This is a genomic window from Rhizobium sp. NFR07, assembly GCF_900111905.1.
GTDB lineage: Bacteria > Pseudomonadota > Alphaproteobacteria > Rhizobiales > Rhizobiaceae > Neorhizobium.
Genome location: NZ_FOKM01000001.1, coordinates 245,878 through 266,568 on the forward strand (window position 1 = coordinate 245,878; position 20,691 = coordinate 266,568).

At 58.5% G+C, this 20,691-nt stretch carries 15 protein-coding genes; 8 read left to right on the top strand and 7 right to left on the bottom strand.

Annotated features, from left to right (window positions below; translation table 11 throughout):
* Positions 1–120: 120 nt before the first annotated feature.
* The 7 genes from mnhG to BM216_RS01110 all read right to left on the bottom strand — a co-directional run bounded on the left by mnhG (position 121) and on the right by BM216_RS01110 (position 9,533).
* Positions 121–498 carry a monovalent cation/H(+) antiporter subunit G gene (gene mnhG / locus BM216_RS01075; RefSeq protein WP_092993613.1) on the bottom strand — a complete coding sequence of 126 codons (378 nt, stop codon included), beginning with the start codon at positions 496–498 and terminating at the stop codon, positions 121–123.
* On the bottom strand, positions 495–776 hold the full coding sequence (locus tag BM216_RS01080; RefSeq protein ID WP_092993616.1) for a K+/H+ antiporter subunit F: 282 nt from the start codon (positions 774–776) through the stop codon (positions 495–497). Before BM216_RS01080 ends, mnhG begins: the two co-directional genes overlap by 4 nt.
* Entirely contained in the window at positions 773–1,249 is a 477-nt protein-coding gene (locus tag BM216_RS01085) for a Na+/H+ antiporter subunit E (RefSeq protein WP_092993619.1), read from the bottom strand. The genes BM216_RS01080 and BM216_RS01085 overlap by 4 nt, the downstream gene beginning before the upstream one ends.
* Entirely contained in the window at positions 1,249–2,874 is a 1,626-nt protein-coding gene (locus BM216_RS01090; protein ID WP_092993622.1) for a monovalent cation/H+ antiporter subunit D, read from the bottom strand. The genes BM216_RS01085 and BM216_RS01090 overlap by 1 nt, the downstream gene beginning before the upstream one ends.
* Entirely contained in the window at positions 2,871–3,209 is a 339-nt protein-coding gene (locus BM216_RS01095) for a Na+/H+ antiporter subunit C (protein WP_092993625.1), read from the bottom strand. The genes BM216_RS01090 and BM216_RS01095 overlap by 4 nt, the downstream gene beginning before the upstream one ends.
* Entirely contained in the window at positions 3,209–6,130 is a 2,922-nt protein-coding gene (locus BM216_RS01100; RefSeq protein ID WP_092993628.1) for a monovalent cation/H+ antiporter subunit A, read from the bottom strand. The genes BM216_RS01095 and BM216_RS01100 overlap by 1 nt, the downstream gene beginning before the upstream one ends.
* A 613-nt stretch (positions 6,131–6,743) precedes the next feature.
* Entirely contained in the window at positions 6,744–9,533 is a 2,790-nt protein-coding gene (locus BM216_RS01110) for a bifunctional aconitate hydratase 2/2-methylisocitrate dehydratase (protein WP_092993634.1), read from the bottom strand.
* A 462-nt stretch (positions 9,534–9,995) separates the two neighbouring features.
* On the opposite strand from BM216_RS01110, the gene BM216_RS01115 reads away from it, so the two are divergent.
* The 8 genes from BM216_RS01115 (at position 9,996) to BM216_RS01150 (ending at position 20,537) form a co-directional block, all read left to right on the top strand.
* Positions 9,996–11,255 (top strand): ABC transporter substrate-binding protein, encoded by a 1,260-nt coding sequence (locus tag BM216_RS01115; RefSeq protein ID WP_092993637.1) that lies wholly within the window; start codon positions 9,996–9,998, stop codon positions 11,253–11,255.
* 62 nt (positions 11,256–11,317) lie between these two features.
* A complete protein-coding gene (locus BM216_RS01120) occupies positions 11,318–12,187 on the top strand; it encodes a carbohydrate ABC transporter permease (protein ID WP_092993640.1) in 870 nt (289 codons plus the stop codon).
* Positions 12,177–12,986 carry a carbohydrate ABC transporter permease gene (locus BM216_RS01125; protein ID WP_092993643.1) on the top strand — a complete coding sequence of 270 codons (810 nt, stop codon included), beginning with the start codon at positions 12,177–12,179 and terminating at the stop codon, positions 12,984–12,986. The genes BM216_RS01120 and BM216_RS01125 overlap by 11 nt, the downstream gene beginning before the upstream one ends.
* A gap of 19 nt (positions 12,987–13,005) precedes the next feature.
* Positions 13,006–13,749, top strand: a complete 744-nt coding sequence (locus tag BM216_RS01130) for a glycerophosphodiester phosphodiesterase family protein (RefSeq protein ID WP_092993646.1) — start codon at positions 13,006–13,008, stop codon at positions 13,747–13,749.
* A gap of 1 nt (position 13,750) precedes the next feature.
* Positions 13,751–14,806 (top strand): ABC transporter ATP-binding protein, encoded by a 1,056-nt coding sequence (locus BM216_RS01135; RefSeq protein ID WP_092993649.1) that lies wholly within the window; start codon positions 13,751–13,753, stop codon positions 14,804–14,806.
* Positions 14,724–15,698 carry a MurR/RpiR family transcriptional regulator gene (locus BM216_RS01140; RefSeq protein ID WP_348271987.1) on the top strand — a complete coding sequence of 325 codons (975 nt, stop codon included), beginning with the start codon at positions 14,724–14,726 and terminating at the stop codon, positions 15,696–15,698. The genes BM216_RS01135 and BM216_RS01140 overlap by 83 nt, the downstream gene beginning before the upstream one ends.
* Before the next feature lie 512 nt (positions 15,699–16,210).
* Entirely contained in the window at positions 16,211–17,332 is a 1,122-nt protein-coding gene (locus BM216_RS01145; RefSeq protein ID WP_210217008.1) for an efflux RND transporter periplasmic adaptor subunit, read from the top strand.
* A gap of 31 nt (positions 17,333–17,363) precedes the next feature.
* Positions 17,364–20,537 carry an efflux RND transporter permease subunit gene (locus BM216_RS01150; RefSeq protein WP_092993658.1) on the top strand — a complete coding sequence of 1,058 codons (3,174 nt, stop codon included), beginning with the start codon at positions 17,364–17,366 and terminating at the stop codon, positions 20,535–20,537.
* Positions 20,538–20,691 lie beyond the last annotated feature (154 nt).

Genomic DNA, 20,691 nt, shown 5'->3' on the forward strand with positions numbered 1-20,691 from the left:
CCAAACGAAAGCTATTCATCTACGTCGAAGCTTCTTGACGGTGACTCCGGAAGCGGGATCACCGATCGCTCTCGAGCGCCGACGTCATCATACAGGTCTGCATGGCAGATCGCAGGAGCGTTATGCCGATGGCCGTTCTTCAGCCTCACTTGCGCGCTTGGCCGGCACGTTGTGGCTTCCAGCCGCGCGATCGCGATGGAGTGCAGCACGTGCAAGAAGCATGAAAGTGATGGGTGTCGTCAGCGTGACGAAGATGCCGATCAGGATTTCGTGGATGACGAGCCTTGATGAAGCCACCGAGAAATAGATCATCGAGGCCACCATCACACCGCCAATGCCCCAGCTCGTGCCGAGCGTTGGCGCGTGGAGGCGCTCGTAGAAAGTTGGGAGCCGAACAAAGCCGATGGCCCCGATGAGAGCCAGCGCCGAACCTACAACAAGGAAGAATGCAACCGCGATGGCGGCGATAAGCGGAATATCTGCAGCCGGCTGGATCATTCGATGACTTCTCCGCGCATGAGAAACTTTGCAAGAGCCACTGTCGCGACGAAACCGAGCATGCCGATCACCAGGGCCGCCTCGAAATAGATGACCCGCCCGGTCCCTATCCCGAAAGTGACCAGCAACAACATGGCATTGATGTAGAGCGTATCGAGGCCGATGATACGGTCTTGCGCCCTCGGGCCGCGGAACATGCGTATGGACGCAAGAGCCATGGCGACCACGAGCATGAGCTGGGCGATAGCCACGGCGGTATAGATGATGACGGCACTCATGCGAATATCTCCATCAGCAACTTTTCATAGCGGTTCTTGATCGTGTCGATCCACGCGGCCTCATCCGCGACGTCGAGCACGTGCATGAGGATCGTGCGGTCATAGGAATCGTATTCCAGCCAAGCCGATCCCGGAGTGCTGGTCAGCACCACGGCTAGAACCGCAAGTGCCGTCCTATCCTCGATTTCCAGAGGAATGGTCAGAAAGCCGGGGCGGCCGTTCTTCGAGCGCCCGCGCAGGATCAACCACGCCACCGCGATATTCGAACGTATGATATCGAAGAGAACGATGAAAAAGAGCTTGGGTAGCAGATGCCATTTCCTAAGCTTCGGCTTGTCTGGTCGCAGCGATGCCATGGCCCAGGAAGCGAATACCGCGACCAAAGCGCCGAGGATCAGGTGACCGAGCGTAAAGCCGTTCAGAAGCAGCCACATCAGTGTCAGAGAAATGGTCAGGAGGGGATAAGGCAGCATCAGTGACCCTCCACTTCCAGACCGCTATCCACGCCCGGGATAACCACCGCATCCCTGACGGCGTCGATATAAAGGCTAGGGTTGCTCAGTGTACGGATCGTCGTGTCCATATACTGTATGGCCGAGTTCGCCTGGATTGTCAGCGCCAGGGTGAGCGCCAGAAGCATCATGACCGGCACGATCTCGATGACGAGAACACGCGGAACGGTTCCCTCGAGCGAGGTCCAGAAAGTCCGGATACCGGCGCGGGTCATCGAAATCAGCGATGCAACACCCGACAGAATGACCAGAATGATAAGGGTCCAGACAGCAATCGTCGGGGGCACGCCTATGGCGCCCGTCCCCATCATGGCCGACAGCATGGCGAACTTTGCAATGAAGCCGGAAAGCGGCGGCAGGCCGGAGAGCAGAATTGCGCACATGGCAAAACAGGTGCCGAGGATTGCCATCGTGCCGGGCATGGTCACCCCGTCGCTTTCTTCCGGCTCTTCGTCATCGGCATCGCCATAGGCTTCCATCGTCACTGCCAGAACGTTGGCACCGGCATCCTGGCTGCGCTCGACGAGTTCGATCAGCATGAAGAAGGCGCTGATCGTCAGCGTCGAGCTGACGAGATAGAGGAGAGCCCCCGACGACACGGCGCCGTCGTTGATGCCGAGCACCATGAGCAACGTGCCGGACGAGACAAGCACCGAGAACCCGGCAAGCCTGCCAAGCGCCTGCGACGCGAGCACGCCGATCGTGCCGAAGATGAGCGTCGCAAGCCCGCCATAGAGCAGGAAAGTCGATCCGAAGCCCGCGGACGGACCGCTGTCGAACAGCAGCATCGTCAGCCGCAGGATGACGTAGATGCCGAGCTTGCTGAGGATGGCAAAGATGCCCGCGACCGGCGCGGATGCCGCGCTGTAGGCCGTGGGAAGCCAGAAGCAGAGCGGCCACATACCGGCCTTGATGAGGAAAGCGATACCCAAGACACCGGCACCTGCCTCCATCAGCATACGCCGATCCGGTTCGATGTCCGGAATTCGGGCCGCGAGATCGGCCATATTGAGCGTGCCGGCCGTGCCGTAGATCAGGCTGACGCCGATCAGGAAGAGGAGCGCGGCGGCAAGGTTAACGGCGATGTAATGCATGCCCGCCTTCACACGAAGTGGGCCCGATCCGTGCAGCAGCAGACCGTAGGAGGCCGCGAGCATGACCTCGAAGAAAACGAAGAGATTGAACAGGTCGCCCGTCAGAAACGCACCGTTGACGCCCATCAGGAGGAGCTGGAACATAGAGTGGAAATGCGCGCCCATCGCGTGCCAGCGGGCCAGCGAATAGACGAGCGCCGCGACCGCGAGGATCGCGGTCAGAAGCAGCATTAGGGCGGAGAGCCCGTCCAAGACGAGTACGATGCCGAAGGGGGCCGACCAGTTGCCGAGAAGATAGACGCCCTCATAGTCGTTCGGGCCGCTCTCGATGCCGAACAGGACGATTGCAACGGCAAGCAGGAGAAGTACCGAGACGAGGCCGACCATGGCCTTGGCAACGCGCTGGCGCTCTTCGATGAACAGCAGTATCGCCGCCGCAACGAGCGGGATCAGGATCGGTGCAATAATCAGGTGATGCGACCAGGCCGTCATCGCTTTTCGCCCCGTCCGTCGACATGGTCGGTGCCCGTCAACCCGCGGGAGGCGAGAAGGACAACCAGGAAAAGCGCCGTCGTGGCAAAGCCGATAACGATCGCCGTCAGCACCAGCGCCTGAGGCACGGGATCGGCGAGCCTTGATGCCACCGCGTCGTCCGACAGGATCGGCGGCACGTTGGTCTTGACCCCGCCAACGCCGAAAATGAACAGGTTCACCGCATAGGACAGCATCGAAAGACCGATAATGACCTGATAGGTGCGGGGGCGCAGAATAAGCCAGACGCCGCAGCTCGTCATCACGCCGATCGCGATGGAAAGGATGATTTCCATTAGTCGTCCCTCCCCTTTTCGGCTTCGATAGTGCGAAGGCGATTGATACGGATCGATTGGTGGGCAAGCGCGACAAGGATCAGAACCGTCGAGCCGACGACCAGCAGGAAGACGCCGAGGTCGAAGAGCAATGCCGTCGCCGCCGGCACCTTGCCGATCAGCGGGATCGGAAGATACTGAAAATGCGAGGTCAGGAACGGATATCCGAAGAACCAGGCGCCGACGCCCGTCGAGGCCGCGGCGAGAAGGCCGATCCCCATCCACCACAATGGCAGGATGCGGATGCGGTCCTCCGCCCATCGCGTGCCGCCCGCAAGATATTGCAGCAGGAATGCGATCGACAGCGTCAGACCGGCAGAGAAGCCACCGCCCGGCATGTCGTGGCCGCGCATGAAGATGTAGACCGCGAATGTAATGATGACCGGGAACATCCATTGCATGATCACCGAGGGGATCAGCAGGTAATCGCGCGCCGTATCGCCTGCGGCGCGGTCAGCATGCTCTTCGTCGAAACGATTCTGGATGCGTTGCTGCTCAGGCATATCCATGCTGTCGGGTGCCGGACGGAAACGTCTCAGCAGAGCATAAACCGTCAGCGCCACGACGCCGAGGACGGCGATCTCTCCCAGTGTGTCGAAACCGCGAAAATCGACGAGAATGACGTTGACGACGTTGCGGCCACCTCCCTCGGAATAGGCATTTTCCAGGAAATAATTGGCGATCGCGTCGGGAACCGGCATGGTCATAACCGCATAGGAGATGAAGGTCATCCCGACGCCACAGACGACCGCAAGCAGAAGGTCGCGGAAACGACGGAAGCGGGCGCGCAGCGTCACGGCTTCGTCCATCTGCTCGGTGCGTTTCGGCAGCCAGCGCAACCCGAGCAGGATCAGCACCGTTGTGACGATCTCGACAAGAAGCTGGGTAATCGCGAGATCCGGCGCGGACAGCCACACGAAAGTGACACATACGATCAGGCCGATGCCGCCGAGCATGATGAGAGCGGCGAGACGGTGATATTTTGCCAGATAGGCGGTTCCGATCGCCAGGCAAATGCCGATCAGCCAGAGGCCGGCGAATGCCTTGTCCACGCCGGAAAAGACGAAAGAGCGCGGCTCGAAGCCGGAAAGCCAAAGCGGCAGCATCCCGGCGACGAAACCGGTGAAAACCACCCAGCGAAGCTGCGGCTGCAGCTTGCGCGTCCCGATCCGCTGCTCGGCAAGGCGCGCCCAGCGCCATGAAACCTCAACAAGGATGCGCTCGAAGATGCGCTGCCCTCTCAAGCGGCGGAGAACCGGCGGGCCATCCTCGCAGGTCGCGAGATAATGACGCAGCGCCACATAGAGCAGCGCCCCTGCCACAAGCGCGACAAGGCTCATGATCAGCGGCAGATTAAAGCCGTGCCAGATCGAGAGGCTGTATTCGGGAGTATCGGCACCGAGTACGCTGACGACAGCCGTGTTAAGAAACGGCCCGACCGACATCGCCGGCGCGATACCGACGATCAAGCAGATCACCACCAGCAGCTCGATCGGAAAACGCATCCAGTGTGGCGGCTCGTGCGGGGTATCCTTAGGCAGGTTCGTTGGCGAGCGGCCAAAGAAGACCGTGTGTATGAAGCGCAGCGAATAGGCGACGCTGAAAGCCCCGGCAAGCGTCGCGACATAGGGGAGTATGCGGTCGAGAATAGAGTCCGCATGAGTTTCGACAGCTTCCGCGAAGAACATCTCCTTCGACAGGAAGCCGTTAAGCAGCGGCACGCCAGCCATCGCAGCGCTCGCAACCATGGCAAGCGTGGCGGTGATCGGCATATAGCGGAACAGCCCGCTCAATCGCCGCATATCGCGCGTGCCGGTCTCATGATCGATGATGCCAGCCGCCATGAATAGCGACGCCTTGAAGGTCGCGTGATTGAGCATGTGGAAGATGGCCGCGACCGTTGCGAGCGGGCTGCCGAGGCTGAGCAGCGTCGTGATCAGGCCGAGATGGCTGATCGTCGAATAGGCGAGCAGTCCCTTCAGATCCTGCTGGAAGATAGCGAAATAGGCACCGATCAGCAAGGTGAGGATACCGGCTGCGCCGAGAATAAAGAACCATTCGTAGGTTCCCGACAGGGCCGGCGAAAACCGCGCGAGCAGGAAGACACCCGCTTTCACCATCGTTGCCGAGTGCAGGAATGCCGATACGGGCGTGGGCGCAGCCATCGCATTCGGCAGCCAGAAGTGAAAGGGGAATTGGGCGCTCTTGGTCAGCGCTCCGAGCAGCACGAAGATGAGTGCCGGCAGATAGAGCGAATGGCCACGAATGAGATCGCCCGACGCCAGAATCTTGTCGAGATCATAGCTGCCGACGATATTGCCGATGAGCAGCAGACCGATAAGCAGGCAGAAGCCGCCGATCCCGGTGATCGTCAGCGCCATGCGGGCGCCGTCGCGGGCGGCCGCCGAATTATGCCAGTAGCTGATCAGCAGGAAGGACGAGATACTTGTCAGCTCCCAGAAGACTGAAAGGAGGATGACATTGCCCGACAGCACGATGCCGAGCATCGCCCCCATGAATGCAAGAAAAAAGGAGAAGAACCGCGGAACCGGATCGTCCTCGGACATGTAATAGCGCGCATAGACGGTGACGAGGAAGCCGATGCCGGTGATCAGCACGCAGAACATCCACGCGAATCCGTCCAGCCGCAATGCGAAATTGAGACCGAGCTGAGGTATCCACTCAACCTGATAGCGCAGGACATTGCCATCGACGACCTGCGGATAGGCCAGGACGGCGATTACAAAGCAACCGCCGGCAACGACCGATGCGAGGCGCGAAGGCAACGCGGTGGAGGCCGTGCTCAGCAGGAAGGCAGACAGGATACTTCCAATAAACGGCAGGGCCAGCAGAAGAAGCAGAAAGTCCGGCGCCAGCGTTATCCCAATGTCCCGTCCCTTCTCTTGATATGGCCCTTGTTATCCGCCGCCTGAAAGCTCCCACTAGCCAACTGACAGAAAGTACCATATATGATTGATGTCGACCAATATGGGTGATTTAGAATTATGGGTCAAGCAGATCAGACAAAGATTTTGACCCCGGCGCTATGTCGCGCAGGCCGTGGCTTTCTAGATTGGACACAATGCGATCTCGCTGATCGTTCGGGCGTTTCACGCAGCACGATCAAGGATTACGAAGGCGCTCGACACGAGGCTCACCGCTCGACGGAAGCTCAGTTGCGAAGGGCGCTCGAGGAAGGTGGCCTTGCCTTCGTATCCGTAGAGGGCGATGGCATAGCGATCTGTTCAAAGGGCAAATCCGAAGACAGCGCCACTTAGGATAGTGTCGGCGCGCAAATCTTCCGCAAGATGCAAAACATCCCGGTCAGCCATGATCTGGCTGCCCTAGCATCTCCGCGCGCAGACCAGCGGCGTTGCGAAAGCTTCAGAGTGCTCCGTTCATTTCGCCGGGGCACGCCCCGGCGAAATGAAACCACGTTATTTTTCCACCCCCCTAAGGCGTGGCTGGCGGGACAAATCCCACCAGGCTGCGGCCTCAATAATGGACAGACAAGGAATCGATCGGCGTCGCCTTCGGCGGAGCGAACTTTGTCAGGTCTATTCCGCCGACGGCAGACCTGTATTCTTCGATGGTTGGCGTGCGACCAAGAATTGCCGACAGCACCACGACCGGAGTCGATGCCAGTAACGATTCGCCCTTCTTTTCTGCTGTATCTTCAACGACACGCCCCTGGAACAGACGGGTGGAAGTAGCGAGAACCGTGTCCCCCTTCTCCGCCTTTTCCTGGTTACCCATGCACAGGTTGCAGCCTGGGCGCTCAAGATAGAGGATGTTCTCGTACTCGGTGCGGTTGGAGGTCTTCGGCTTCAGGTCATCGAATTCAAAGCCCGAATATTTCTGCAGGATTTCCCAATCCCCTTCGGCCTTCAGTTCGTCGATGATGTTGTAGGTCGGGGCAGCGACAACGAGCGGCGCCTTGAACTCGACCTTGCCCGCGGTTTTCTCGATGTTCTTCAACATCTGGGCTACGATCTTCATATCGCCCTTGTGAACCATGCATGAACCGATGAAGCCGAGATCCACCCTCTTGGTCCCGCCATAGTAAGAGACCGGACGGATCGTGTCGTGGGTGTAGCGCCTGGATACATCGACATTGTTCACGTCGGGGTCGGCGATCATCGGCTCGTTGATGACGTCCAGATCGACGACGACTTCGGCGAAGTATTTCGCGTTGGCGTCCGGGGTCAGCGCCGGCTTTTCACCCGAGCGGATCTCGGCAATGCGCTCATCCGCCTTGGCGATCAGACCCTTCAGCGTCTGGGCGGTATTGTCCATGCCCTTGTCGATCATTATCTGGATGCGCGACTTGGCGATCTCCAGGGACTCGATCAGCGTCTCGTCCTCGGAAATACAGATCGACGCCTTGGCCTTCATTTCGGCCGTCCAATCGGTGAAGGTGAAGGCCTGGTCGGCGAGCAGCGTGCCGATATGGACTTCAATGATGCGGCCCTGGAAGACATTGTCCCCGTGCTGCTTGAGCATCTGCGCTTGGGTGGCATGTACCACGTCGCGGAAATCCATATAGGGCTGCATCGTGCCCTTGAAGGTGACCTTGACCGACTGCGGGATTGGCATGGTCGCTTCGCCGGTAGCAAGTGCCAGGGCCACGGTGCCGGAGTCGGCACCAAATGCAACGCCCTTGGACATGCGGGTATGGCTGTCGCCGCCGATGATGATCGCCCAGTCATCCACGGTGATGTCGTTCAGCACCTTGTGGATCACGTCCGTCATGGAGTGATAGACGCCCTTCGGGTCACGCGCAGTGATGACGCCGAAATTGTTCATGAAGGACATGAGCTTCGGAATATTCGCCTGGGCCTTCTTGTCCCAAACGGATGCCGTGTGGCAGCCCGACTGATAGGCGCCGTCAACCAGCGGCGAAATGACGGTTGCCGCCATCGCTTCCAGTTCCTGCGCCGTCATCAGGCCGGTCGTATCCTGCGAACCGACGATGTTCACCTTGACGCGAACGTCGGACCCCGCGTGCAGAACCTTGCCCGGGGTCACGCCGACAGCGTTGCGGTTGAAGATTTTTTCGACCGCGGTCAGCCCCTGCTCTTCGACCGAAATCTCCTTGTTCGGGGCGAAGACCGGGGTCGCCTCAACACCCAGCGTCTGTGCAGCAAAGGTCTGGAGCTTCTTGCCGAAAACGATGGCATAGGAGCTGCCGGCCTTCATGAACTCCATCTTCTGGGGCGTGAACGCGGCCGCGACATCGACCAGTTCCTCGCCGTTCTCGGCACAGAGCTTCTTGTTCTTGGCATCGATCTTCAGCACGGTTCCGGTTTCGACCGAATATTTCTGCTCAAGCACCGGGTTGCCGTCATTGTTGAGAATCGGCTTGCCGTCTTCACCGGTCTTCTTGACCCAGTTCTTCAGGTTGATGCCGATACCGCCGGTCACGTCGACAGTGGTCGCAAAGATCGGCGAGATGCCGTTGGTGCCTGCGACGACCGGTGCAAAATTGACGAAAGGCACATAGGGGCTGGCCTGCTTGCCGGTCCACAGAGCGACGTTGTTGACGCCGGACATGCGCGACGAGCCGACGCCCATCGTGCCCTTCTCGGCGATCATCATGACCCGCTTGTCGGGATGCTGTTTTTGAAGCGCGACGATCTCCGCCTGCGCCTCCGGCGTGATCATGCACTGGCCGTGCAACTGGCGGTCGGAACGCGAATGCGCCTGATTGCCAGGAGACAGAAGGTCGGTCGAGATGTCGCCTTCCGCGGCGATGAAGGTCACGACCTTGATCTCGTCCTCGACATCCGGAAGTTTGGTGAAGAACTCGGCCTTGGCGTAGCTTTCAAGAACGCCTTTCGCGATCGCATTTCCTGCCTTGAAGGCATCGCGCAACCGAAACATGTCGGCGTCATAGAGGAAAACCTGGGTCTTCAGCACGTCACCGGCCTTGCCGGCGATCGCCGCGTCATCGCCGAGCGCGATGTCGAGCAGCACTTCGACCGAAGGGCCGCCCTTCATATGCGACAGCAGTTCAAGAGCGAATTCGGGAGTGATTTCAGGGACGACCGTTTCGCCGAGGATGATCTGCTTCAGAAAAGCCGCCTTGACGCCTGCGGCGCTGGTTGTGCCCGGCAGGGTATTATAGATGAAGAATTTCACGGCATCCGTTCGGTGCTCGTTACCGGCATCCTGAATCAATGTGATGATTTCACCAGTCAGCCCGCCGTCGTCGATCGGCTTGGGAGCAAGTCCCTGATTTTCTCTGCTTTTGATCTCAGCCAGGTAATCCAAGTAAAGCGTCATCACAGTCCCAACGTCATGAGGTCCATGGCGCTGACGCACAGCACCATCGAACGATATTGTTAATCGGCCTAGGTTTTGCGGGTTTGGAGTACGTCAACCAGCGCCGTGTGACAAGATACCGCATTTCACTAAAAAATTGGTTGCGGACCAGCCTGATGAACCAGCGGCCTGTGCTGGATGTCCCCAAGCGGCGCCATGACGCTCGTATCGTTCAGTCAGTGGCCGAACGCCATCCTATGGTGAGGAGCTTCAATCACCCGGAGCAGCTATCCCGACCTGCCTACATTGAGTGAGAGGCTGGATTTGGGTGCGGTCTGAGCATTTGGTTACGTTCGAAAGCTTATCAGCGTCATGCCTAGTCTTCCCGTAACCGTCATCAAACATTCATGCGCGCTTTAAGAAACCGTCGCTCATGATTGCTAACTCATCCTCACTGCAATTTCATTTGCAAAGGAGATGCGGATGTCACGGAAATTACACAGCACAATCGCAGTCAGCATTGTCGCTCTCTTTGCCAGCGTCGGCGTGGCCGAAGCTGCGACGACGGTGAAGTTCTGGCACAGCTTCAATAAATCCAGCGGCCAGGCGCTGGACAAGATCGTCCAGAATTTTGAAGCCGCCAATCCGGACATCGATGTTGAGGCCGAGTTCATCGGCAACTACAACGACATCATCGCAAAGCTGCAGGCCGCGATCCCGGCGCGTCGCGCACCTGACGCGGTCATTCTGGAGGTCACCCGTTACGGGCTATTCGCCAACAACAATATCCTGACGGACCTGACGCCCTATTTCGACGCCGATCCGCTCAAGGCGGACCTCTACGAATACGCACAGGAAGTCGGCGTCATCAGCGGCAAGAACTATATCGTGCCTTTCAACTCTTCGACGCCCGTCCTCTATTTCAACAAAGACATCTTCGAGCGCGCCGGCCTTTCTGCGGACACGCCGCTCAAGACCTTCGACGAAATCCTGACCGCGACGAAGACCATCAGTGAAAAACTCGGCTCTGAAGGGATCTCCGGCATTGCGGCACCCGGCCAGTTTGCCCGCTGGGGCCTGGTCATGGCCAACGACAGCGAGCTGGTCGACCCGAAGTCAGGCGAGATCATGCTCGACAAGCCAAACACGATCGAAGCCTATCAATGGATGGCATCACTGGTTCACGACAACAAGGTCGCCTCGCCGGATGGCGTAACCGACGAAGACAACGGTCGCGATGCCTTCCTCGCCAGGAAGGTCGGCATCATGTTCAATTCGACCGGCAATTACGGCGAAGCCAAGAAAGCGATCGGCGATAATCTCGTGGTCCGTGCGATGCCCTGCAACAAGGCCTGCTCTGTTCCGATCGGTGGCGCCGGCATCGGCATCATGGCTACTTCCTCGAAGGAAGTGCAGGACGCGGCCTACAAGTTCGTCAGTTATGCCGCGTCGCCGGAAGCCAACGCGATCTGGTTTGCTGCAACCGGCTACCTGCCGATCAACAAGAAAAGCGGCGGCCTTCCCGTTGCCAAGGAGGCGCTAGCGACGCAACCGGGGATCGATGTGGCAATCGACTCCCTGCCAAATGCTCATGGCCGTGCACGGACGACCGTCGTCACCTGGATGCGCACCACAGAATACAAGATGTGGCAGGCCATGGCGCTCGGCCAGCAAAAGGTCGACGAGACGATGAAAGATTTCGCCGAGCAGACGCGCGCCGAAGAAAAACGCGTCAGCAACTGAACCTCTTGCAAGGGCATCGGCGGACGGGAAGCGTTTTCCTGCCGCCGGTGCATTTCATGGCTATGCTCCGTAAACTCACGCCCTATCTCTTTGTCGCACCGTTGATGATCTTCATCACGGTCTTCACCTACATTCCGATCCTGGCAAGCCTCAACCTGAGCTTTCGCGAGTGGAATTTCCTGTCGCCCGACATGCCATTCGTCGGCCTACGCAATTACGAGCAGTTGCTGTCGTCTCGGGAACTCTGGAACTCGCTATGGGTGACGACGCTCTTCGCCATCCTGTCCGTGCCCTTGCGGCTTGGCCTCGCCCTCGTCATTGCCAACTACCTGATCCGTGAATCGGTGCATTCACGTCTCCTGCGAGGCGCCCTCTTCCTGCCCTCGGTAACGTCGACTGTATCGATCGCAGTTGTCTTTTCCTGGGTGTTTTCGACCGATTACGGCATGGTCAACGCAATTCTCGGCATGCTTGGTCTCGGCAAGGTGCAATGGCTGCAGGATCCCCATCTGGCGCTCTGGGTCCTGATCTTCGTCAACACGTGGAAGCAACTCGGATACGACATCGTCATCTATATCGCTGGCCTGCAGGCCATACCGCAGGAGCTTTACGATGCTGCCTCCATCGATGGTTGCCGTCGTCTGCACGTCTTCCGGCGAGTAACGTTGCCACTTGTCATGCCGGCGACCTATTTCCTTCTCGTGATCTCGGTGATCGAGGCTTTCCAAGTATTCACGATCGTCAATGTGATGACGCGCGGTGGTCCCGCCGGCGCAACCGACATGCTGGTCAATCTGCTCTACGAGATCGGCTTCGTCCTGTTCGATATCGGACGCGGTTCGGCCCTCGCCGTCATGCTGTTCGTCCTGCTTGTCGCGCTCGCAATCCTCAAATCGCGCATCATCGGCAGGAAGGTGCACTATGAAGCCTGAAAGCCCTTTGCTCGCAAGCCTGGCGCTTGTGGCCGGAATCGTCTTCCTTTCGCCCGTCCTCTATTCGATCTGGATCTCGTTCCAGACGGCAAATGCCTATTACGCGGGCGAGGTGGGCTTCACGCTCGACAATTACGGGCGCGCAGTGGGACAGTATAATTTCGCCCGCTATCTCGTGAACAGCCTGATCGTCTCCGGGCTGGTGACATTGCTTGGCATTACGTTTGCCACGATGGCAGCTTACGCCTTTGCCCGCTACTCGTTCCGGGGAAGCAACTTCTTGTTCGGGGCAACGGTCGCGACGCTGATGATCCCCAGCCACATCAGCCTCATTCCCAACTATCTTTCACTGGCAAAGGTTGGGCTGCTGGACACCTACGCAGGCCTGATCTTGCCCGCCATCTCCAACGGCTTCGCGGCCTTCTTCCTGCGGCAGTATATCCGCGGCATTCCGCGGTCGCTGGATGAGGCGGCGTATATGGACGGAGCAACACCCCTAAGGGTTCTGTGGCGTATCATCGTGCCGCTGTCTCGCCCGGCAATCGCGTCGATGGCCCTCTATATCTTCATGACCGAGTGGAACAGCTATATCTGGCCTCTGGTTGCCGTGGGCGACCAGGATCTCTACACGCTTCAGATCGGACTCGCCCGGCTCTATCGCATCAATCCGGGCGAAGGCCTGGTCGACTGGCCGCTGGTCATGGCCGCCTCGACGATCACCATCCTGCCTGTTCTCCTCGGCTTCCTTCTGGTCGAGCGCCATCTCGTGCGCGGCATCACCATGGGCGCCGTCAAGTAAATCAAGGACATCATCATACATGACACGCATCGCATCTCATCGCGGCGGCACGCTGGAATTCGGTGACAGCACGCTACAGGGCTTCACGGCAACCTCGAAAATGGCGTTGGAGGAAGTGGAGTTCGACCTCCACCCAACCGCAGACGGCGCGATCGTCGTTCATCACGACCCGACGCTCGACGGCACCACAGATGTGAACGGAGTGATAGCACGAATGCCGCTTGCGGAGATCAAGAAGGCTACGATCCGCTACGGCGCGGGCGCGACCCCTCTTACGCTGGAAGAGCTCTGCACGATCTATGCGCAGAGCAGTGTCGGCTTCCGATGCGAGATAAAACCGGGTGTGGACGGTATTGCCTACGACGACTTCATACCGCGAGTGGTTTCGGTGCTACAGCGGCAGGGGATGCTGGAGCGTACCACATTCTCTTCGTTTCTCATCCCGTGCATGGATGACATTGCCGCTGCTACCGACCGCCCGCGGCTCTGGCTGGTCAGCCCTCCCATCTTGCGCCAGCTGGGACCTGAGACGGTGATCGAAGTGGCAAAGGCGCATGGCATTCGGGAAGTCGGAATTCATATCAACACGGCCGACGAGGATCTGAAGACGCTTTTTCTTTCAGCCGGCATCGAATTCGGATGCTGGGCCGCTCACACGACCGGACAGATCGAGAGGGCTCTTGGCCTCGACGTGAAGGTATTCACCACAGACCGCCCGACACTTGCGATTGCCATCCGCAACCACCATCGCGAAGGGGTGTAGCATGAGCGGTATCTCACTTCGGGATATCCAGAAATCCTATCCGAACGGACCGCGTATTCTCCATGGCGTTTCGCTCGATATCGAGCCTGGCGAGTTCGTCGTCATCGTCGGCCCGTCCGGCTGCGGCAAGTCCACGCTGCTGAGGTTGATTGCCGGCCTCGATCGATGTGAAGAAGGCAGGATCGAGATCGACGGAAAGCTTGCCAATAACCTTGCGCCGCAGGATCGCGATATTGCGATGATTTTCCAGAACTACGCCCTCTACCCTCATATGACCGTGCGCGAGAATATTGCATTCGGGCTCGAGCTGCGCGGCATGCGGAAGGTGGAACGCAACGAGCGAGCAGAGAACGTCGCCAGGATGCTTCAGCTCGAGCCTTTTCTCGATCGCAAACCGGCAGCACTTTCCGGCGGCCAACGCCAGCGCGTCGCAATGGGGCGGGCAATGGCGCGCAACGCTTCGATCTTCCTGATGGACGAGCCTCTCTCCAATCTCGACAATTCCCTGCGCATCACCATGCGTACAGAGATCAAAGAACTGCATCGGCAGCTGGGCGCGACCATCATCTATGTAACACATGACCAGACGGAAGCTTTGTCGCTGGCGGATCGCGTCGCGGTCATGAAGGATGGCCATCTGTTGCAGTTTGATCGTCCGGATGTGATTTACGACAAGCCCCTCAATCGCTTTGTCGCGAGCTTTCTCGGAATGCCACCGATCAACTTCGTCGATGCTGGCGCGTTGCCAGGCTGGAGCGGGCAACCGGGGCTGACGGTTGGGCTGCGACCAGACATGCTGACCGTGCATGGCGAAAATCCAGGCGGCGATGCGCTTCCGGCGCGCCTCGTTTTGTCGGAAATGACCGGATCTGAAATGCTGCTTCATTGCGAAACCCCGGCCGGACGACTGACCGTCACGTCCACGCGCCGCGATCTGCCCGCCGACACCAGCCGCTTATGGATCTCCTGTGATCTTGACCGAGCGCTGTTTTTCGATAGCCAGAGTGGAGTTCGGGTGGAACTCACCAGCGACAAACTGGGAATTGCGGCGAACTGAGGTTGGCAAAGATATGAACAAGCAGGAAGCGCCGCTTGCACTGAGCGACCTGATCAGCCGTCATTCGACGAGGCTGACAGACGCGGATACGCGCCTTCTCGACGTGTTGATCCAGGACCCTATCCGGGCCGCACTGGACAATGGCAAGGATATCTCATCCCGTGCAGGCGTGCATCCCGCCTCTGCCGTCAGGCTCGCGCGGCGCCTTGGTTTCAAGGGCTACCCAGAGTTTCGGGCCTTCCTGCAGTCAAGCCTGACCGAAGGCGGCAATGATTTTGAGAGCCCCGCCGCGCGCATGGCCGCAAGGCTTGTCCGGGCAGAAGGCGACGGGTTACTGGCATCCGTTCTTGATAGCGAGATCGCGGCCCTCCAACAGGCGCGCAACAGCGTCTCCGACGCCGATATCCGAGCCTTTTCGGAAAGACTGCGCGACAGCCGGAAGATCTTTGTGTTCGGGCGGGGGCATTTCGCCTCGCTGTGCTCACTGATTGCGCTACGCCTCAATCGCTCCGGATATGAGGCAACCGACCTCGGCAGCCAGATACATCAACTGCCGGAGCTTCTATCGGGTCTTTCTTCCGAAGACGTCGTTTGGCTTCTGGCGTTTCGCAGGGCTCCCTCGCTTCTCCAGGAAGTCCGTGACGTCGCCGCGAGGTGTGGAGCGAAGACGCTGACAATAACCGACGTCGGTGGAATACGTATAGATCCCCCGCCAGACCACCAGATCCTTGTTTCACGCGGCAAGCCAGGTGAATCGCAATCGCTTGTGGTGCCGATGACAATTGCCAATGCGGTCATTCTAGACCTGGCGTCCATCGACAATGGCAGGTCGATAAACGCCCTCAGCAAGTTTCGATCATTCCGTGCAGCGTCGCGCCTGACGACCGGTTGATACTGAAGCGGTGACTGCTGCAGAATTCGGTTCACCACCGACACAGCGAGCCGCGCGGCAGCCTTAGTGCCCATGTTCTGACCGGTAGGTCCTGAATGTGAAAGCTCATAGACGCCATTCGGATTGCGCGTCAGTTCACCGATCGCCACCGTTGGAGCAATTGCGCCACGGGCTAATACCCCTTGAGGATCAGGATGAGCGCCACAAGCTGCGCACGATCCTCCCCCCCCCCCATAAATGGGGAAGTAAGTCAGCCGGGACCAGGAGAAATTCAAAATACGAAAAGGATCCGGGCCACGATTGGTCACAAATTATTTCTACTAGTAGATAGAATCTTGACGGCGAGATATGCCGAGATTATCTCGATCATCGATCTATCAGTAGATAGATAAATCGTTACCCGGGAGTTTCGGATGCTGGATGCAAACTCGGACGCAACAGCCGCCCGTCAGAAAGTTAGAGCGAGTTATCGTTCAAAGATCTGGACTGCCTCACTGATCGCCATCGCCGCCGTGATCGGCGGCGTGGCCTACGGTCCCTATATCCTGCCCGGGGAAACGGACGCCGCACCGGTTCCACCGCCGCCCAGGGTTTCCGTCAGCGCGCCAATTCATCTCGACATCAGCAAGCGGCTGACGCTTCTCGGACAGTTCTCGCCGACGCAAGAGGTCGAGCTTCGCGCCCAGGTGGGCGGAATTCTGACCAGGATCTGCTTCAAGGACGGAGAGATCGTCCAGGAGGGAGATCTGCTATTCCAGATTGATCCAACACCCTACCTGATCCGGTTTAGTGAAGCGAGCGCAGCCCTGGCAAATGCGAGGACCCGTCTCGAACTCGCAAATGTCGAACGAACGCGCGCCGATTCACTCCAGAAAAATGGTGGTGGAACGACCCAGAACGCCGATCAGAAGGCTGCCGAGCAGCGAGCTGCTCAAGCGGCCGTCGATTCTGCCCAGGCCAACGTCCTTGATGCGCAATTCGATCTTGATCGGACGCGGATTTTCGCCCCGTTTACCGGCCGCATCGGAACCCATCTCGTATCCGAAGGCAATCTCATATCCGGCAGTCGCAACGCAACCAGCCCAACGACGTTGCTGGCGAGAATCGTGTCCACGGAATCTCTCTTCCTGAACTTCGACATGAGCGAGAACGACTACCTCGCCTTCCAGCGTGAACGGCAGAAACAGACCGGCCCGCTTGCAGGTAAGGTAAAGTTTGCATTGGCAGACGAAAAGAGCTTCGACCACATTGGAACGCTTGACTTCGTGGACAATGTTCTCGACCGGTCGAGCGGCACCATACACGCCAGAGCGACCGTTGCGAATGCTGACGGATTGTTAACTCCCGGCGGCTTTGCACGTCTGCGTATCGCCATTGCGCCCGCGGCTCCTGCTCTTCTCGTCCCCGACGCGGCGGTTCTGCCCGATCAGTCCGAACATCTCGTTCTGACCATAGACAGGAACAATATCGTTACGCCGAAGCAGGTCGAGATCGGAGATATGCGCGAAGGCTTGCGCGTGATCCGGTCCGGTCTGGAGCGCACCGATATCGTGATTATCGACGGACTGCCGTCGGCTCGCGTCGGTTCCGTTGTCGCTCCTCATGACAAACAAATCCCACCGATTTCCGACTGACGGCAACTGCAGCTGAAAGGCTCGAACCGCCATGAGACTCTCACACTTTTTCATCGATCACCCGCGGTTTGCGGTGGTGATCAACATCTTCATCGTCATATTCGGAGTGGCATCGGCATTTTTCCTGCCTGTCGCTCAATATCCCGACATCGTTCCCCCGACCATTCAGGTCGTGACCCGCTATCCGGGGGCATCCGCAGAGGTTGTCGCCCGCACGGTGGCTACCCCGCTTGAGCAAGCGATCAACGGCGTCGAGGACATGGATTACATAGGCAGCCAGTCGACCGGCAACGGGCAGCTGACTGTCACCGTCATTTTCAAGATCGGTACCGACCCCAATACTGCGTTGCTTCTGACGCAAAGCCGCGTCCAGGATACGCTCTCAAGATTGCCGGTCGAAGTCCAGGCGCAAGGTGTGCAGGTCAAAAAGACCATCCAGGCGCTGCTTCTCTGCGTGCATATCTACTCACCGGATGGCACGCGCAGCGTCGAATATATTTCAAACTATATGCTGAGATTGCGCGACCAGATAGCCCGGCTCCCTGGCGTTGCAGATTTCCAGATTTTCGGCGAACGCCAGTACGCCATGCGCATATGGATCGATCCCGGCAAGGCGGCTGCCAACAGTATCAGCGCTAACGAGATTCTGACGGCACTTCGCGCGCAAAACGTTCAGGTCTCAGCCGGAGTGCTTAACGCCCCGCCTATCCAGACAGATGCAGCCTACCAGATCAACGTAGAAGCGCTTGGGCGCCTTACAACGGCGGAGCAGTTCGGCGACATAATCGTAAAGAACGATGGACAAGGTCGGGTGACGCGCATTCGTGACATCGGACGGGCAGAACTCGGCTCCTCGGACTACAGCTCGATTGCTTACGCCGACCTCTATCCAGCCGCTCCATGGTGTGCCGTCGCGACCCCCGGCGCGAATGTTGTCGAGGTCGAAAACGCGATCTGGGACAAGATGGCGGAGCTCAAGAGAACCTCTTTTCCAAGCGGCATGGACTATATGAGGATCTATGACCCGACGACTTTCGTCAGCCGGTCGATCCACGAGGTGCTGGAGACCATCGTCATCGCGGTGCTGCTGGTGGTCAGTGTCGTTTTCGTCTTCCTGCAAACATGGCGCGCAACGATTATTCCTGTCGTTGCCATTCCCATTTCACTGCTCGGCACGTTCATCATCCTTTCCATTTTCGGCATATCAATCAACAATCTCTCGCTGTTCGGCCTGATCCTTGCCGTGGGGATCGTCGTCGACGATGCTATCGTTGTGGTCGAGAACGTCGAACGCAACATGGCAATGGGAATGAACCCGAAAGACGCGTCCCATAAAACCATGGACGAAGTCTCTTCTGCACTAATCGCCATCGCGGTGACGTTATGTGCAGTGTTCGTACCATCGGCCTTCATCACGGGCATTTCCGGTCTGTTCTTCACACAATTCGCGGCGACTATCTCTGCGTCGGCGATCATTTCGGCCATTGTCTCCCTGACCTTGAGCCCGGCACTGTGCGCGGTTCTGCTCAGACCGCATCATCATCGTCAGGAAAGGCGAGGTATTGCCCGGATCACCGGGGCCCTTTTCGGACGGTTCAACATCGGATTTGAATGGCTGTCCTCCAGCTACGGCAGAGTGACCGCAAGGCTCGTGAGGGCGACAGCGATGGTCGGCCTCGCATATGTCGCACTTATCGCCCTTACCGGCTTCCAGATGTCGCGGCTGCCGTCAGGGTTCATTCCTGAACAGGACATAGGCTACCAGGTCGTCGTCGTCATTTTGCCACCAGGCTCAAGTCTGCAACGAACAAACGAGGTCGTCCGCGACGTCAATGATACCCTTCTGAAGGTTTCGGGCGTGGAACACACGGTGCCTATATCCGGTCTTGACGTCACGACGTCCACGATCGCGCCAAATGTCGGATCCGTGTTTTACATCCTCCCCTCGCAATATGGCAAACATGTTCCCGGCATTACCGCCGCAACCATGCTTCCCAAAGTTCAAGCATCCCTTGCCAAGATCGAGGATGCCGTAGTTATCGTGGTCAACCCGCCGGCAGTTCAGGGTTTGGGTGCCGCCGGCGGCTTCAAATTGATGGTCGAGGATCGCAGCGATCACACGCCTCAGGAACTTGCGGAGGCCACCAATAAGCTCGTGGCAGCTGCAAACGAGGATCCGGCTTTTGCCGGCGTCTTCACCCTGTACAACGCAGGCGCACCTTCCCTCTTCGTCGACATCGACCGGGAGAAGGCAGAGAAACTAGGCCTGACCGCGACAGACGTATTCTCGACCATGCAGGTTTATATGGGCTCGCAATATGTCAATGACTTCAACTATCTTGGCCGCACATATCAGGTTCTCGCTCAGGCCGATCAACGCTTTCGCAAATCGGCGGAAGACATCAGCCGCCTGAAGGCCCGCAATTCGAACGGTGACATGGTGCCGATCGGGGCCGTCGCGAACTTCGTGGACACCACCTCGCCGTATCGCCAACCGCGATACAACCTCTACCCCGCCGCTGACGTGCTTGGTACCGCGGCCCCGGGCGTCTCTTCGGGCGCCGCAATTGATAGAATGAATGAAATCGCCGAAAAAGTTCTCCCGCAGGGCTTCGGCATCGAGTGGACGGAACTGTCTCACCAGGAGTTGCAGCAGGGCATTCCGACGGTGGTGATCTTTGCCGCCTCCGCTCTGTTTGTCTTCCTTGTCCTCGCAGCTCAATACGAAAGCTGGAAGCTTCCGCTGGCCATTGTTCTCATCGTACCGATGTGCTTGCTGGCGTCCGCGACCGGGCTGAGCATAAGAGGAATACCGATCGATATTCTCGGGCAGATCGGTTTCGTGGTTCTTGTCGGGCTTGCCGCAAAGAATGCGATCCTGATCGTGGAATTCGCCAAGCAGCATCAGGAAGGCAGTCACAGCACCCCGGAAAATGCTGCAGTCGAAGCCGCCCGGGTCCGTCTGCGCCCGATCCTGATGACCTCCTTCGCCTTCATTCTCGGCGTATTTCCCTTGGCCGTGGCGACGGGAGCAGGTGCGGAGATGCGGCAATCCCTCGGCACCGCGGTATTCTCGGGAATGGTGGGCGTAACATTGTTCGGCCTCATCTTCACGCCGGCATTCTATACTCTCATCCAAAGGATCGGGAATAAACGCTCACATCTTACGGACGAGCTGCCCGAGAAGGTGCATACCGATGCGTGACCCGGCAAGCGACGGGGAATGACATACCGCGACCAGACCCGCGCAAGTGGGGACGAGATCTTGAGGTTCGGATAGATCACTCACGTCAGTCCCCACTGCGCGGATAACTCGTCGGCGCACTGGCCATCGGCGTCAATTAGCTACCTGACCGCAG